The 14,175-nt window shown below is 62.6% G+C and carries 12 protein-coding genes and 1 tRNA gene; 8 read left to right on the forward strand and 5 right to left on the reverse strand.

Annotation, left to right across the window (positions count from 1 at the left end; all coding sequences use genetic code 11):
- Positions 1–51: 51 nt before the first annotated feature.
- The gene (locus CHB87_RS05300; RefSeq protein WP_089407302.1) at positions 52–699 is read right to left on the reverse strand and encodes an alpha/beta hydrolase family protein; all 648 of its coding nucleotides are present in this window, start codon (positions 697–699) and stop codon (positions 52–54) included.
- Positions 700–734: 35 nt separating this feature from the next.
- Here CHB87_RS05300 and tsaB point away from each other — a divergent pair, with 35 nt between their 5' ends.
- The 6 genes from tsaB (at position 735) to CHB87_RS05330 (ending at position 4,669) form a co-directional block, all read left to right on the forward strand.
- A complete protein-coding gene (gene tsaB / locus CHB87_RS05305) occupies positions 735–1,418 on the forward strand; it encodes a tRNA (adenosine(37)-N6)-threonylcarbamoyltransferase complex dimerization subunit type 1 TsaB (protein ID WP_176441601.1) in 684 nt (227 codons plus the stop codon).
- On the forward strand, positions 1,415–1,897 hold the full coding sequence (locus CHB87_RS05310) for a GNAT family N-acetyltransferase (RefSeq protein WP_176441602.1): 483 nt from the start codon (positions 1,415–1,417) through the stop codon (positions 1,895–1,897). The genes tsaB and CHB87_RS05310 overlap by 4 nt, the downstream gene beginning before the upstream one ends.
- A gap of 30 nt (positions 1,898–1,927) precedes the next feature.
- The gene (locus tag CHB87_RS05315) at positions 1,928–2,605 is read left to right on the forward strand and encodes a phosphatidylserine decarboxylase family protein (protein ID WP_245817826.1); all 678 of its coding nucleotides are present in this window, start codon (positions 1,928–1,930) and stop codon (positions 2,603–2,605) included.
- Positions 2,606–3,433 carry a CDP-diacylglycerol--serine O-phosphatidyltransferase gene (gene pssA / locus CHB87_RS05320; RefSeq protein WP_089407305.1) on the forward strand — a complete coding sequence of 276 codons (828 nt, stop codon included), beginning with the start codon at positions 2,606–2,608 and terminating at the stop codon, positions 3,431–3,433. It begins immediately after the preceding gene.
- Positions 3,434–3,451: 18 nt separating this feature from the next.
- Positions 3,452–4,495, forward strand: a complete 1,044-nt coding sequence (locus CHB87_RS05325; RefSeq protein WP_089407306.1) for an Asd/ArgC dimerization domain-containing protein — start codon at positions 3,452–3,454, stop codon at positions 4,493–4,495.
- An 87-nt stretch (positions 4,496–4,582) separates the two neighbouring features.
- A tRNA-Leu gene (locus tag CHB87_RS05330) sits at positions 4,583–4,669 on the forward strand.
- 266 nt (positions 4,670–4,935) lie between these two features.
- Here CHB87_RS05330 and CHB87_RS05335 read toward each other — a convergent pair.
- On the reverse strand, positions 4,936–7,164 hold the full coding sequence (locus CHB87_RS05335; RefSeq protein ID WP_089407307.1) for a TIM-barrel domain-containing protein: 2,229 nt from the start codon (positions 7,162–7,164) through the stop codon (positions 4,936–4,938).
- A gap of 165 nt (positions 7,165–7,329) precedes the next feature.
- On the opposite strand from CHB87_RS05335, the gene CHB87_RS05340 reads away from it, so the two are divergent.
- On the forward strand, positions 7,330–9,600 hold the full coding sequence (locus CHB87_RS05340; protein ID WP_089407530.1) for an FAD-dependent oxidoreductase: 2,271 nt from the start codon (positions 7,330–7,332) through the stop codon (positions 9,598–9,600).
- Between the two features lie 11 nt (positions 9,601–9,611).
- Positions 9,612–10,868 (forward strand): MFS transporter, encoded by a 1,257-nt coding sequence (locus CHB87_RS05345; protein ID WP_089407308.1) that lies wholly within the window; start codon positions 9,612–9,614, stop codon positions 10,866–10,868.
- Here CHB87_RS05345 and CHB87_RS05350 read toward each other — a convergent pair.
- The 3 genes from CHB87_RS05350 to CHB87_RS05360 form a co-directional block, all read right to left on the reverse strand.
- Positions 10,865–11,884 carry a LacI family DNA-binding transcriptional regulator gene (locus CHB87_RS05350; RefSeq protein WP_089407309.1) on the reverse strand — a complete coding sequence of 340 codons (1,020 nt, stop codon included), beginning with the start codon at positions 11,882–11,884 and terminating at the stop codon, positions 10,865–10,867. The genes CHB87_RS05345 and CHB87_RS05350 overlap by 4 nt on opposite strands.
- Positions 11,885–12,005: 121 nt before the next feature.
- Entirely contained in the window at positions 12,006–12,806 is an 801-nt protein-coding gene (locus CHB87_RS05355) for a GDSL-type esterase/lipase family protein (protein WP_089407310.1), read from the reverse strand.
- Positions 12,803–14,062: an SGNH/GDSL hydrolase family protein gene (locus tag CHB87_RS05360; protein ID WP_176441603.1), complete on the reverse strand. Its 1,260-nt coding sequence runs from the start codon at positions 14,060–14,062 to the stop codon at positions 12,803–12,805. The genes CHB87_RS05355 and CHB87_RS05360 overlap by 4 nt, the downstream gene beginning before the upstream one ends.
- Between the last annotated feature and the right edge of the window lie 113 nt (positions 14,063–14,175).

Below are 14,175 nucleotides of genomic sequence, written 5' to 3' on the forward strand. Positions count from 1 at the left end.
ACTAATGGATTAGTTAGCGAGGACGCGGCTGTGGAAAAGTGCGAACGCCGGTTAAAGATATGCGGCGAGGAAGTCGGAGACCAGGGTGACGATGCGTATCTGGGCGGCTGTGGAGAACCAGTGGTCTTCGGCGGCGAATAGCTGAGTCTGGTGCGGAACTTGGTGTTCGGTCAGAATGCGGTCGACCTTGTGGGCCTCGGCGACGGGGACGACCTTGTCCGCCTCGCCGTGCAGTATGAGAGTCGGCGGAAAGTTCGGTGTAACGCGCGCGTCCCACGGGCTGACCAGCCCGCCGGACAGCTCCACGATGGCTTTGATCGGCTGCGCGGCTTCGGTTCCGAGGGCGAGCGAGATGAATGCGCCAAGCGAGATGCCGAGCAGCGCGATCCGGCTGGGGTCGGCGGCCGGGCGCTCGGATATATAGGTGAGGGTGTCGCGTACGGTCTCGAGCCACAGCGGGACGTGTTCGCCATCGAGGATGGTGGCGGTGTCTGCAAAGGCGGTCGCGGTGCGGTCGAAGTAGTGCGGCGCGTAGAGCGCGATGCCTGCCGCCGCGAGCGGGGGCGCCAGCCGGTCGAACCATTGATCGACGTTGCCGCCCGCGCCATGGAGCAGGAGAATGGCTGGGCGCGGCGTCGCGCTCGCGGGCTCGGACTGCCGGAGACGGATGGCGGTGTTACCGGAGGTGAAGGTCTGCATACTCAATGTGTGATGCGCGAGGGGCCGCGACGGATATGATGTCTCTCGTGGGGAAGGCGGATTCGATGCGGCTGCTGGTGATCAATACGTGCGGTGCGGAGGGGCTTGTGGCGCTGGCAGAGGATGGCTCCACGCTCGCGTCCCAGACGCTGCCGGGGCGCGGCACGTCGGAGACCCTGATGCCTGCGATCGCGCGGCTCTTCGGCGCGGTGGGTTGGCGGGTCGCTGACCTGGGCGCGCTGGCGATCCTGACCGGGCCGGGTTCGTTCACCGGCGTGCGCGTGGGGCTGAGCGCGGCGAAGGGTCTCTGCGAGGCGGGCGGCGTAGGCCTGGTGGCGATCTCGCGGCTCGCGGCAGTGGCTGCTGCCGTGCCGGCGGGTATCGCGGTCGCACTGCTCGATGCCGGGCGGGGAGAGTTTTACTTCGGCGTGTATCGCGCAGGGCAGTGCGAGGGCGAGGGCCTGATGCGGCGCGACGAGATCGCAAAGCTCGTCGCCGGAGCGGTGCTTGTAACCTGCGAGTCGAGGGTTCGGGACTCGCTGGCGGAATACGATGTCATGCTGGTCGATGAGCCCGGCGTCGAGCGTATGCTCGCGCTGGCCGAGGTTCGCATCGCGACGGGGGAGTGGGCCAATGTGGCGTCGGTCGACGCGAACTACCTGCGCCGGACCGACGCGGAGCTGGTGATGGAGCGGAAGTTGAGCGCGGTGGCTCCTTGAAGCCCGCATTCGTGGTGCGGCCTGCGGAGGAGGCGGATCTGCCGGAGCTCTTGCGGCTGGAGCGCGCGACGCCGGAGGCGCCCCACTGGCCGGAGGCGGAGTATCTGCGGATCGTCGCCGCGGAGCCTGGCCCGCTGCGGCGCTGTCTCTTCGTCGCGTGGCTCGATGGCGATCTGGCGGGGTTTGCCGTCGGCAAGACGCTCGGCGACGAGGCGGAGCTGGAGTCGGTCGCGGTGGACGCCGGCCTGCGTCGGATGGGGCTGGGGGCCGCGCTCTGCCGGGCCGTGATGGACTGGTGCCGCAGGCAGGAAGCCGATGCGATCGATCTGGAGGTGCGCGCCGGAAGCGCGGGCGCGATGCGGCTCTATCATGGTCTGGGATTTGAGGAGGTCGGGCGCCGGACAGCGTACTATCGCGATCCGGTGGAAGACGCGGTGCTGATGCGGCGTGAGCTGCTGGAGAGCCACTGGCTGTGGTGAGTTCGAGCCGATTCGAAAGCTGGAGGTTCGTTGACCGGCACCACGTATAATCGTCGGGACATGGTCAAAGACGGGTATTTCTACGGTTTAGGTTTTGGAGTGGTCGCGGCGGTCGTGTTCGTGCTGACCCACAGCCTGTTGCTGGTGCTGATTCCGGTGCTGCTGGCGGCGTTTTTTCTCTGGTTCTTTCGCGATCCGGAACGGGTGATTCCCACCGGCGCGGGTGAGATCGTCTCTCCCGGCGACGGCGTCGTGACCGACACCGAGCTGATCGAGACAGTCGATGGACCCCGGATGCGGATGAGCATCTTCCTGAACGTCTTCAACGTGCATGTAAACCGGGTTCCGGTCTCGGGCACGGTGACGCGCGTGGAATATATCAAGGGCGCGTTTTTGAACGCGATGAATCCCAAATCCGGCACGGAGAACGAGCAGAGCCTGATCGTGATCGACGCGGGCGGATATGAGATTGCGTTCAAGCAGATCGCCGGCCTTCTGGCGAGGCGCATCGTCTGCAATCTCGTTGCGGGCGAAAAAGTGGTACGCGGACAGCGGATGGGACTGATCAAGTTCGGCTCGCGCGTGGACGTAGTGATGCCGGTCGAGGCGAAGCTGCTGGTCTCGAAGGGCGTCAAGGTGTCGGGTGGATCGACCGTCCTGGCGGTGCTGCCGCTCGGCCTGATGGGCGGTTCGGACGTGGTGGCCTAGATGGCGGAGACTCTACCGGCGAAGCGCAGGCCACGTCGAGGCATGTACGTGCTGCCGTCGACCTTCACGGCAGGCAATATGGCCTTCGGTTTCTATGCGATGACCCAGAGCCTGCAGGGCGCGCTGTACAACAATAACGAGTGCTTCGACCGGGCAGCGCTGGCGATCGGGATTGCGATTCTCTTCGACAGTCTGGACGGCCGGATCGCGCGCATGACCAATACGACGAGCGACTTCGGCAAGGAGCTGGACTCGCTGGCCGACGTGGTGACCTTCGGCGTCGCGCCGGCGGTGCTGGCGTATGTCTGGGGCGTGCGGATGCTTCCGGCGAATGTCTATCCGATGTTGCGGGAACGGGTAAGCGCGCTGGCCGTGGTCGTCTGCTTCCTGTTTCTGGTCTGTGGTGCGTGCCGTCTGGCGCGGTTCAATATCAGCCACAATCCGCAGCCGCGCAACCCAGGTCGTCCGGGGCGGAAGTACTTCGTCGGCATGCCGATTCCGGCCGGCGCCGGTGTCCTTGCCTCCGTCATTCACTGCTATAGCGGCAGCCCGATCCACGATCCGCGTATCTCGCTGATCTGGCTTGGCTTGATCGCCGGAGTAGGCTTCCTGATGGTCAGCAGTTGGCGTTTCTGGAGCGGCAAGGAGATCGACTTCAGCGGTAAGCATCCGTTCCAGCTTTTTGTGCTGCTCGCGCTGGTCGGCGGCCTGGTTTGGAAGTTTTCGGAGTATATGCTGATCTCGATTGCGCTGGCCTACCTGGTTTCGGGTGTGCTGGCGCGGCTCGCGTATCGGTGGGAGCGGGATCATCGGCTGGGCGCCCGGTAGATCCGAAAGGTTGATGGCATGGCAAATGGAATGTACCGGATCGGAATCGTCGGGGCGACCTCGATGGTGGGCAAAGAGCTGGCCGATGAGCTGCAGGAGTCGCTGCTGGCGGCGTCGGACTTCATCCTGCTGGACGACGAAGAGGTGACCGGACAGGTCGCGTCGGTGGGGGACGAGGCGGCGTTTGTGCAGAAGATCGAGCCGGCCTCCTTCGACCGGATGGACTTCGTCTTCTTCGCAGGCGAAGAGGACGACACAGAGAAACACTGGCAGAATGCAAGGCGAACCGGCGCAAGCGTGGTCGATCTGAGCTATGCGCTGGAGCGGGAGACGGATGTGCTCGTCCGCGCCCCGTGGGTGGCGGAGGTGCTGAAGAATAAGGGCGCTGCCGGACCAGACCTGAAGACGAAGGCGGTTGTGGCGGCGCATCCGGCTGCGGTCATGCTTGGCCTGGCTGCGGCGCGGGTGAGTGCTTCAGTCGGCATTCGCACGCTGGCCGCGACGCTGCTGGAGCCTGCATCCGAACATGGTCGCGAAGCCATGGACGAGCTGCATCAGCAGACGGTGAACCTGCTGTCGTTCCAGAATCTGCCGAAGGATCAGTACGATGCGCAGGTGTCGTTCAACCTTCTGCCGACGCTGGGCGAGGACGCAAAGGTAAAGCTGGCGGAGGTGGAACAGCGCGTGCGCGCGCACTACGACACGGTTTCCGCCGGTCTCTTACCGGAGCTGGAACTGCAGGTTGTGCAGGCGCCGGTCTTCCACGGGTATGTCGCTTCGGTGTTTCTCGAGATATCGGCGCCTTTGACTGTCGCGCAACTCGAAGCCGCCCTGACCGGCGATCATATGGATGTGGTGTCGTCGGAGTTCGATCCGCCCAGCAACCTGAGCGCCGCCGGGCAGGAAGACGTGATGGTGCTGGTGCGCGCCGCCGGAAAGACCGCTGCGGGGACGCGGTTCTGGCTGTGGCTCGCAGCCGACAACCTGAAGCTGCGCGCGCTGAACGGCATCGCCTGCGCAAACGAACTGCGAAGACTGCGCCCGCAGGGTAAGGTGCAGTAGCGCCCGGTTGAATCGGTCGAAGGGACATGCGATACTTCGGACTGGGCCGCGAAAAGGGTATCACGCATCGCATCGACCTTTAGCAAAGCCGGGATGGCGGAACAGGCAGACGCAGCGGACTCAAAATCCGCCGACCGCAAGGTCGTGGGGGTTCGACCCCCCCTCCCGGCACCATAAAATCGATAACTTATCCCTTAGTCGGTTCCGAGCCCGGAGCCGACTTTGTCCAAACTTTGCCCAAACTCGAAATCCCCGGCCGCTCCCGCACGCCGGCTGAGTAGCATGCCACGGCAGAACCCAACGGCGATTGCATTGGTCTTTCCGGATAGGCGCGGTCCGACTCCTTCGCTCCGATCCTCGAACTCCTCCCAGGAAAATCACCTATCCACCAGGGAGGGGCGGAAATACGCAATGCGAAATCATCCTTTTACCGAGGCGCTCTATGGCTTGGCGACGGCATGGACCTGGTATGTCTCTCCGGGGGTAGCTGGAAACGAGATTGAATGTGCGTCGACGTTCCATTTGATTTGAGTGCCGCGGCTATCGGCGACAATGGCAGAGGTCCATCGCTGGCCGACCGGAAGCCCTTGAACCTTCACGGTAATGGGACGTGGATCGTCCGGCAGGGTGAAAGTGGCGGTTGCGTTTTGAGCGACTGGGTAGACGCAGACCTTGAGTGCTCCGTCGCGGTCTTCGAGCGTGACGCCTGAGCCGCCTACAAAGAGTGGTGTTTTATTGGGCGGGAGTGCGAAGTGTCTGAGGAGTTGGTGACCGGAGTAGAGCTGGCCGGTGTCGAAGTCCATCCATTGGCCTTCGGGCAGGTAGATGTCGCGCGTCGTCGCGGTGTTGTAGTCGTTGCCGTAAAGCGGCGTGGCGAGCAAGGCGTCGCCGATCATCCACTCGTATCCGCGCGTGGCGGCGTTGTCGCGGGCATACACCTGTGGGTCGTCGGTGAAGGCGACAGGGAGGGGCGCGAGCGGCCATGGGTAGCCGTCGGATGCGAAGCGGCGGGCGTTGCTGTAGATATAGGGCGCGATACGGGCGTGCAGCCTGGCGGCCTGTAGCATAATGGCGGCGGTGGCGGGTGAGAAGGTCCAGGGCGGTTCGCCCATTCCCATGCTGGCGTGGAGCGAGGCCCACATGGCGTTGCGTTGCATGTAGATCTCCATCTGCGGCGTGCGTTTGATGTCGAACCGGTTCTCTGTAAAGGTTCCACCAACGATATCCGGATAGACAAGCGGGAAGCCTGAGTAGGCGAGAGCGAGTGCGTTGACGGGGCCTCGATCCTGATCCTGGTTGTAGTTGAAGTCGTTGATGCGATGCAGGTCGCCGTTGGAGGAAAGGTAGCCGTTGCGCTCGATCACCATCTGTCCCTGCTGCATCAGACGATCGTTGATGGGGTCGACCTTGTCGTCGCGGAGGTCGTAACCGTTGTAGCCGTAGAAGTCTTCCTTCCAGCCGGTGACACCGTATTGCTGCCATTTGCCGACGAGGTTCATGTACCAGTCGAGCGCTGCCGGATTGTGAGCATCGAGCAGGTAGTACGGCATACGCGGCCACATGCCTACATAACTGGCAGGCTCGCCTTTTTTATCTTTGAGGAAGTAACCCTTTGCCGCGCCTTCGGCGGAATAGGGGCCGGTAGTGATGAAGGTGATGCGGAGACCGAAGAGCAGCGCGAGATGTTCCTGGGTGAGATGCTGGACCAAGGCTTTGGGATCGGGGTAGCGATGGTGGTCCCATAGGCCGAAGCTGGTGGTTTCATGCATGGATGCAGGCTCGGCAGGCCAGAAGCCCGAGCCGACGGCTGCCCACCGCAGGGGATACCCGTCATGCAGATAGCGGTCGATGCTCTCGAGATCGGTGCTCTGGTTGGTGTTCCAACCAAGCGCGCCGAACGCCTCCCAGCCGACGCCGAAGGCCTGGTACTTGGGCATGAAGACGCGGTAGCCGGCCGCGTTGCGAGCGTCGAGATAGGCCTTGTAGATCTGGTGCATGTCGCCGAAGAAGTATTGCATGGTGACGGCTGAGCGGGCGGACGCCACGCCCTGCACGATCTCGTCTGCGCTGGTATGCACGATCTTGCGATTCGGATCGATGAGCAGAACCGCGAAGTGGCGGGTGGGATAGAGGATGAAGTTGCCGATAAGCCGGGAGTTGCCCTGGCCTGCCTGGAAGGCGTCGTCGGCAAAGCCGGTAACGTCGGTGTTGAACGATTTGTCAGGCAGAGTGGAGAGCGTCTGCTCGACTGCGTGGTCGGCGAGGCCGTAGGCGGGGGTGGCGCCGGCGGTGACAAAGCGGACTTCGAGTCCGGGGTGTTCCGGTGTGAGTGTGAGGGTCGCGGTATGTGGCCCGAAAGCGATCGTCAGTTTCGCGGATTGGCCATCCGAGGTGCGGGCGCTCAAGGTACAGGGAGATTGTTTGCATGAAGAACCGGCCTGGAGAGAGACCGGAGAGCCGCCGAGCAGGATGCCTGCGGTAGTGGCTGCGTCGACGAGCGGCCGTTTGTTCACGCGGATCTCGTAGCGTGTGCCGACAAGGGTGGAGAGGAAGGAAACATCGCCTTTTTGCAGGTCGATGGAGGGTGCGATCTGGGCCATGGCTGCGCACGAGGTGCTGGCCAGGACGGCGGCAAGAGTGAAGGATCGGGCATTCGGCGTAGAGGTCATGGGAAGAGATGTTTCCTTGTGTCGGTCTCTGGAAATAGCGATGGCGGTCACATCGATTCGTGTTTAGTATAGCGCTTAACGTATACTCGTTGGCGGGGAATTGAAAAGCCTTGTCCGAGCGGCGAGTTGGACATATCCGCGAAGAAGCGGCTGACTTCGCGGGGAATGGAGCTGAGTGTGAGCGCAAGGGGCAGGGAACTTCGTCGGCGGAGTATGGAGGCTGAACTCGTCGTGGTGGGCGGTGGACTTGCCGGTGTCTGCTGTGCCATTACGGCTGCCCGCGAGGGCGTCCGAGTGGTGCTGGTGCAGGACAGACCGGTGTTGGGAGGCAATGCGTCGAGCGAGGTGCGGCTGTGGGTGCTGGGCGCGACCTCGCACATGGGAAATAACAACCGGTGGGCGCGCGAAGGTGGAGTGATCGACGAGTTGCTGGTAGAGAATATGTGGCGGAACCCGGAAGGGAACGCGGTGATCTTCGATACGTTGATGCTGGAGTATGTGGCGCGCGAGCCGAACGTTGCACTCCTGCTGAACACGGCCGTGGATTCGATCGAACAGTCGGCGGATGGGACGATTCGCAGCGCGAGCGGTTTCTGCAGTCAGAATCAGATTCGCTACACGTTGCGAGCGCCGCTGTTCTGCGATGCCTCGGGCGATGGAGTCGTGGGGTATCTGGCGGGGGCGGATTTTCATATGGGGGCAGAGGCTCGCTCGGAGTACGGCGAGTTATTGGCTCCGTATAAGGCAACGCGCGATCTGTTGGGACATTCGCTCTATTTCTACTCGCGCGATACGGGGAAGCCGGTGAAATATGTGGCGCCATCGTTCGCGCTGACGGATATTTCGACGATCCCCCGGTATCGCGAGCTCCGCGTAAGTGACTCCGGATGCAGACTGTGGTGGCTGGAGTATGGCGGCACGCGAGACACGGTCTACGAGACCGAAGAGATCAAGTGGGAGCTGTGGAGCGTCGTCTACGGCGTGTGGAACTACATCAAAAACTCCGGCACGTTTCCGGAGGCAGAGACGCTTACGCTGGAGTGGGCGGGCATGATCCCCGGCAAGCGCGAGAGCCGGCGGTTTCTTGGGGATGCGTTGCTGACGCAACAGGATGTCGTCGAGCAGCGCAGGCATGTGGACGCGGTGGGCTTCGGCGGGTGGGCGATCGACCTGCATCCATCCGAGGGTTTGTATAGCGCCGAGCCGGGTTGCACGCAGTGGCACAGTAAGGGGGTATACCAGATTCCCTACCGGACCATGTATAGCCGCAATGTGCCAAACCTGTTTCTGAGCGGGCGGCTCTTGTCGGCTTCGCATATTGCCTTTGGTTCTACGCGAGTGATGGCGACGTGCGCGCATAATGGGCAGGCGGTGGGAATGGCCGCCGCACTGTGTGTGGAGAAGAAAGCGATGCCGCGCGAGTTGTTGGAGCCTTTCCTGATGGAAGAGATGCAACAGAGATTGTTGCGCAGCGGTCAGCATATTCCAGGCATGGTGGAGCATGGAAGGAACGATCTGGCGCGTGAGGCGACGATTGCGGCGAGCAGTGTGCTGAGGTTGTCGGAGCTGCGGCGATCGGGGGAGTGGATGCGGATGACGACTCCGCTGGCATTGCTCGTACCTCTGCCTGTTGGGCGGGTTCCGTGCTTCGACCTGAGCGTGACGGCGGAGCTGGGCGGCTTGCTACAGGCGGAATTGTGGGGCGCGAGCAGGGAGGGCAATACGACACCGGACCGTCTGCTGGCGAGCGTCTCGACGGAGCTGAGTGCCGGGGAGTCGACGGTGCAGTTGGACTTTGGCGTTGCGTTGGAGAAGCCTGCGTATACGTTTGTGGTGCTGCGGCCGGTGCTGGGAGCAGCCGTCGCGCTGAGCGACGATCAGGTGAGCGGCCTCTTGACGCTGGCGCAGAAGATGAACAAGGCTGTGGCGAAGAGCACGAAGCAGAGTCCGCCGGAGAACTCCGGTATCGACAGCTTTGAGTTCTGGCTGCCTGAGCGCCGGCCTGCGGCGCGCAATCTGGCGGTAAGGATATCGCCCCCGCTTGAGGCGTTTGCAGCGGAGAATGTGGTGAATGGCTACACGCGGCCATGGGAGGCGGTGAACGCCTGGATGCCTTCGTGGGAGGATGAAGCGCCGACCTTGACGTTGCGCTGGCCGAAGGCCCATCGTCTGAAGCAGATTGATTTGGTCTTCGATACGGACTTCGATCATCCGATGGAGTCGGTGTTGATGACGCATCCGGAACGAATCATGCCGGGATGCGTGACGAGCTTTGCGCTGATGGCGGACGACGTTTGTGTAGCGCACGTACAGGAGAACCACCAGACGCGTTGGACGCTCAAGCTGAAAGAACCGGTGGAGACCACGAGTCTTACGCTACAGATACTGGGTCGCGGACCGGCATTGCCAGCGATCTTTGCGGTGCGTTGCTTTTAGGCGAGAGAGCTATGGACCAGGACAAGACTCGATTTCGGCGTTGGCGACAGATGGTGGCGCTACTGTTTGGCGTGGCGTTGATCAACTATGTCGACCGGCAGAGCCTTTCGGTGGTTGCGCCGCGCATGCAGGCGCAACTGCACCTGAGCGATGCAGGGTATGCGCATATCGTGAGCGTGTTTCTGCTGGCCTCGGCCATTGCGTATGGGCTGGCGGGGTTTATCTCCGACAGGCTGGGAACCCGGCGGGCGATGATGCTGTTCGTAGGCTGGTGGTCGCTGGCAGAGGCTGCGACAGCGTTTGCAACGTCGATCTGGGCGCTGAGTGTGGCGCGTTTTTGCCTGGGGCTCGGTGAGCCCGGACTCTGGGTGGCAGCGCCAAAGGCAGTGAGCGAGGCGGCGCCCAAGGAGCGGCAGAGCTTGTCGATCGGCTTGTATACCCTGGGGGCGACGGTGGGCGCCGTGGTGGCTTTGCCATTGATCGCGGTGATAACGCGGCATCTGCCGTGGCGTTCGATCTTTCTGCTGGATGGCGTGGTGGGCCTGTTGTGGCTGCCGTTGTGGTTCTGGATCTCCCGTGGATGGCCGCGCGGGACCGCGGGTGCCGGCGATGGAGAGAGGCGCGCGAATGGTGTAGGTGCGCTGCTGCGGAACCCGTCTACGCTGCGTCTGCTCGTGGCGAGGAGCCTTACCGATCCGGTATGGTACTTCTTTCTGTTCTGGTTTCCCAAGTATCTGATCGGCGATCGGGGCCTCTCCCTCGAATCGGCGTCACGCATTGGGTGGGTGGTGTATTTCGGCGCGGGGCTGGGTACGCTGGCAGGCGGTGCGATCTCGGGCCGCTGGATACGCCGAGGCATGACGGCTCGGCGTGCATATCGTTCCACCATGTTGTGCGCAGCGCTTCTGGCGCCGTTGAGTCCGCTGGCTGCACTGTGTGGAAGTTCGATGGGAGCGGCGCTGATCGCGGCCGTGGTGGCGCTGGCTCACATGGCGTGGCTGGTGGCGTTGACGGCGACGCTGGTGGAGCTGTATCCGGCAGAGCAGGTGGGCAAGGCTGCGGGTCTGGTGGCGATGGGGAGTGGGCTGGGCGGAATGCTCTCCAGCGAGGTGGTGGGTTATCTGGTGACACATGGCGGGTACACGCCGGTGTTTTGCCTGATGGCTGTGTTGCATCCACTCGGAATCGCCCTGCTGTGGCCCGTGTTTCGCGAGCGGCCCAGTATGGCGGAGATAGCGCGCGGCGTGCCGGAACCGATGTCCCCTTAGGCGGATTCGCCCGGCTCGATCATGCCGGGAAGGATGATCTTCTCCACGGGGCGACTGGAGTCTTGCAGAGTGTCGATCAGAAGCTTGCCGGCGCGTTTGCCAATCTCCATGGCGGGGATGGCGATCATCGTAACGGTAGGAGTAAGTGAGACGGCGACGGCGGCGCTGCCGCGTGAAAGCACGGCGACATCGGTGGGGATGTTGAGTCCGAAGCTGCGGATGGAGGCGAAGACCGTGTTCAGGAGATGATCGTCGGCGGCAAAGATCGCTGTCGGGCGCTGGCGTGAGCTGAACCATTCCTCCAGTCTTTGACGTGTGAGCGAAAAGTCGTAATTGGAGTCGTACTGAAGAGCCGGTTGCAACGGCACGCCATTCTTGGCGTGAGCGCGAGCGAAGCCGGTCGTAAGGCTGTCGCTGATCGGGCTGCCGGTCTGTCCGCAGATGATGGCGATGCGTCTGTGGCCTTTGCGAAGGAGGTAGTCCGCGGCGGTGAAGCCCGCCTCTTCGTCGTCGACGCCCACATAGTTGAGCTTTTGTCTGCCCCGATAGCCGTTGACCATGACGAAGGGGATCTTCGACCGTTTGAGATCGCGGATCGTGTCTTCCATGTCGGCCTGGGTGCACATCCGGGTGTTCACGATGATGACGCCATCCACCTGGCGGCTCTGATTGAGCTCCATCGAGGTGAGGCGGCCGGTTGCGGCCTGATGCGAGTAGATCATCAGGTGATAACCATGCTCCATCAGCGAGCTCTGCACGCCGGCAAGCACCTCGGCGATGAAGGGGTTGATGAAAATGGGCTCGCGCATGGGAATCACGAGGCCGATGATGCGCGTCTTGCCTTCGGTAAGGGCTTTGGCCGCGGCGTTGGGGTGATACCCCATCGCCTTGGCGACACGCTGGATGCGAGTGCGGGTCTCCTTGCCGACCCGCTTGGTTTCGGGGTCATTGAAGACCAGCGAGACGGAGGCGATGGAGACGTTTGCTTCGCGAGCTATGTCGTAGATAGTGGCCATGAGCTAGGGAAAATACAAGATTGCGCTTGTGCGAACGATCGCTTCAACACGCCCTAGTATACGCTGACGAGCCGCGCACTCTCCCGGTGGCGTGGCTCCGTTGGGGATGTTGGCTGCGGCTTCAGAGAGGCGCCGGGAGGATGTAGGGAGCAAGCCAGCGCAGCTCCGCTCGCGCCTGCTGTGCGATCAGGGCGCCGAGGGCCTGTCCGCCTTCCCGGTTGAGATGCGCGGGGTCGACGGCGTCGTGGCTATGCAGAGAGTAACTGTCCATCGCCTGCTTGCCGATGCGCTGGTAGAACGCTGCGCTGAGTGTGGCGATGTCGAGAAAGGGGATGTTCTCCTGCTTCGCGATGTCGCGGGTCGCTCGATCGTAATCGTCGACGAGGGGCGCGACGGGCCGGAGCGAGCCGTCTTTGTTCCATCGACGATAAGCGATGGGCGTCGTCAGCACGATGCGAATGCCGGCTGCACGGGCCTCCTTCACGAACCGAAGAAGATTGATGCGGAAGTCGGCGAGATCGACATGGCGATCGGGCTTGAGCTGCAGATCGTTATGACCGAAGCCCAGCAGAATGACGTCGGGATGGAGCGCCAACGCCTGCGCCCATCGGCCTTCTTCACGAAACGTGCGGGTGCTGCGGCCGCCCTTCGCGAGATTGATGCATTCGGCGTTGGCCTTCAATGACGCGGCAAAGCCGTCGCCCCAGCCGGAGGTGGATTGCACCGTGGAATCGCCAACAAGGACGATCTTTTCGGATGCCGGATTTCTCCAGGAGTATGATTCGAGCGGCGCGGTGTGGGGTGTGCCGTCGGGGTCGGAGGTTGTCTGGCCGCGGACTGGCGGCGCCACGAGGATGGCGCAGAAGAGGCCGGCGGCGATGGCCCGGAGTAGCGTGCGTTGTGGGGGCTGGCGATCGTTCATTGTTTGGATCCCGGTTCAGAGGTTGGCGATGAAGGAGGGCCGTCGGTCAGAATGGCTCCGAGATACAGTGCGAAGGTGTCGTTGCGGTAAGCCTCCGGATTGGCGGCGGCGACTCCCGGGCGCAGAATCTTTTCCTTGTTTAGCACGGGGCCGAGGACGGTGATGCGGACATGGTGATGTCCAGGGGAAAGATCGGACGAGATCCAGGCGCGGCAACGATAACGACCGGCGGTGGAGTAGGGGTCGAAGAGGGTCTGATGCAGAGGGGGTTCGTTGTCGAGTTGCACTGTGAATTCGGCAGCGTCCGGACCTTTGACACCGTAGATTCCGAATACGGAGCCGGTGAAATCGAATGCGACGGTATCTCCTGCGTGACGGCCTGCCCAGACATGGGGCAACGAGCGAGACATCTGGCCGGTGGGGTCGTCGAGAGCTACAGGCTGCCAGGCGCTGCTGTGGAGTGCTTCGACGAACGGAGTCTCCTGTGCGCGCGATAGATTCCGCGAGTCGAGAGGGGCGCGGAGCGAATGAGAAGCTAAGTCGCCGGGCTGTGTCTGCATGAGCTCAAGCGCTTGCTGGAGCGTATGCAGATACATGCGATGTCCGGTCTCGGCGTACGGGTGCGTGCCGTCTCCACTGAAGACCATGGGCGCCTCGGACGATGTGGGGGCAGGGCCTGTGAGCACAAGTTTGCCGGCCAGAATGGACTGTGCAACGGAACGGCCTAAGTTGACGGAGGGGATGCCATACCAGGTCGCGACACGCTCCATGGCTTCCACGGACTTCGGGTTGTGGCCGGCTTCGATTGTGGGTAGACTGCGTTGGTTGATGGTGTACAGAAAGCAGATGTCGGCGGAGGGAAGGGACGACCATGTTTGCCGGACAATGCCTTCCATGGCTCGGACGATGCGGGCTGGAGACTCATCTTCGTCGTTCACGGCGAACTCCACGAAGATCAGGTCGGGCTTGAAACGAAGCACGTCGCTCTGAAGCCGGAAGACGCCCAATTCAGAGCCGGTGCCGGAGACCGCGGCGTCGATTTCTTCAAAACTGCTGTGCGGGTACTGGGCGCGAAGCCATGCGAGCGACTGTGGCCGCCAGCCATCCGCGGCCGTGATGCTTCCGCCGAGATAGGCGATGCGAAGGTGCTCTCCATGCTGGATCTTGGCGAAGACATGCGGGAGGCCAGCGCGCGCCTGCACGCCGTCGATGGCCTGCGCGTCGCAGGAAAGGAAGGTAGCGAAGCAAAGCAACATGAGATGAGCGAGAGAGCGAGTTCGAGGGAGCATGAGGTTCTCACTGAGGAGGATGTCGTGGAGGCGTAAATGGTTAAGCGCTTATCTTTTAGCAAATCACGCGAAACGAATGA

This window comes from Granulicella rosea, from assembly GCF_900188085.1.
GTDB lineage: Bacteria > Acidobacteriota > Terriglobia > Terriglobales > Acidobacteriaceae > Edaphobacter > Edaphobacter rosea.

Excerpts from the sequence above, each read along its gene's own strand:
- CHB87_RS05360 (WP_176441603.1), bottom strand. The coding sequence starts at position 14,062 with ATGTTGCTTTGCTTCGCTACCTTCCTTTCCTGCGACGCGCAGGCCATC.
- CHB87_RS05340 (WP_089407530.1), top strand. The coding sequence starts at position 7,330 with ATGGAGCTGAGTGTGAGCGCAAGGGGCAGGGAACTTCGTCGGCGGAGT.
- pssA (WP_089407305.1), top strand. The coding sequence starts at position 2,606 with ATGGCGGAGACTCTACCGGCGAAGCGCAGGCCACGTCGAGGCATGTAC.
- CHB87_RS05300 (WP_089407302.1), bottom strand. The coding sequence starts at position 699 with ATGCAGACCTTCACCTCCGGTAACACCGCCATCCGTCTCCGGCAGTCC.
- CHB87_RS05350 (WP_089407309.1), bottom strand. The coding sequence starts at position 11,884 with ATGGCCACTATCTACGACATAGCTCGCGAAGCAAACGTCTCCATCGCC.
- tsaB (WP_176441601.1), top strand. The coding sequence starts at position 735 with ATGATGTCTCTCGTGGGGAAGGCGGATTCGATGCGGCTGCTGGTGATC.
- CHB87_RS05335 (WP_089407307.1), bottom strand. The coding sequence starts at position 7,164 with ATGACCTCTACGCCGAATGCCCGATCCTTCACTCTTGCCGCCGTCCTG.
- CHB87_RS05325 (WP_089407306.1), top strand. The coding sequence starts at position 3,452 with ATGGCAAATGGAATGTACCGGATCGGAATCGTCGGGGCGACCTCGATG.
- CHB87_RS05355 (WP_089407310.1), bottom strand. The coding sequence starts at position 12,806 with ATGAACGATCGCCAGCCCCCACAACGCACGCTACTCCGGGCCATCGCC.
- CHB87_RS05345 (WP_089407308.1), top strand. The coding sequence starts at position 9,612 with ATGGACCAGGACAAGACTCGATTTCGGCGTTGGCGACAGATGGTGGCG.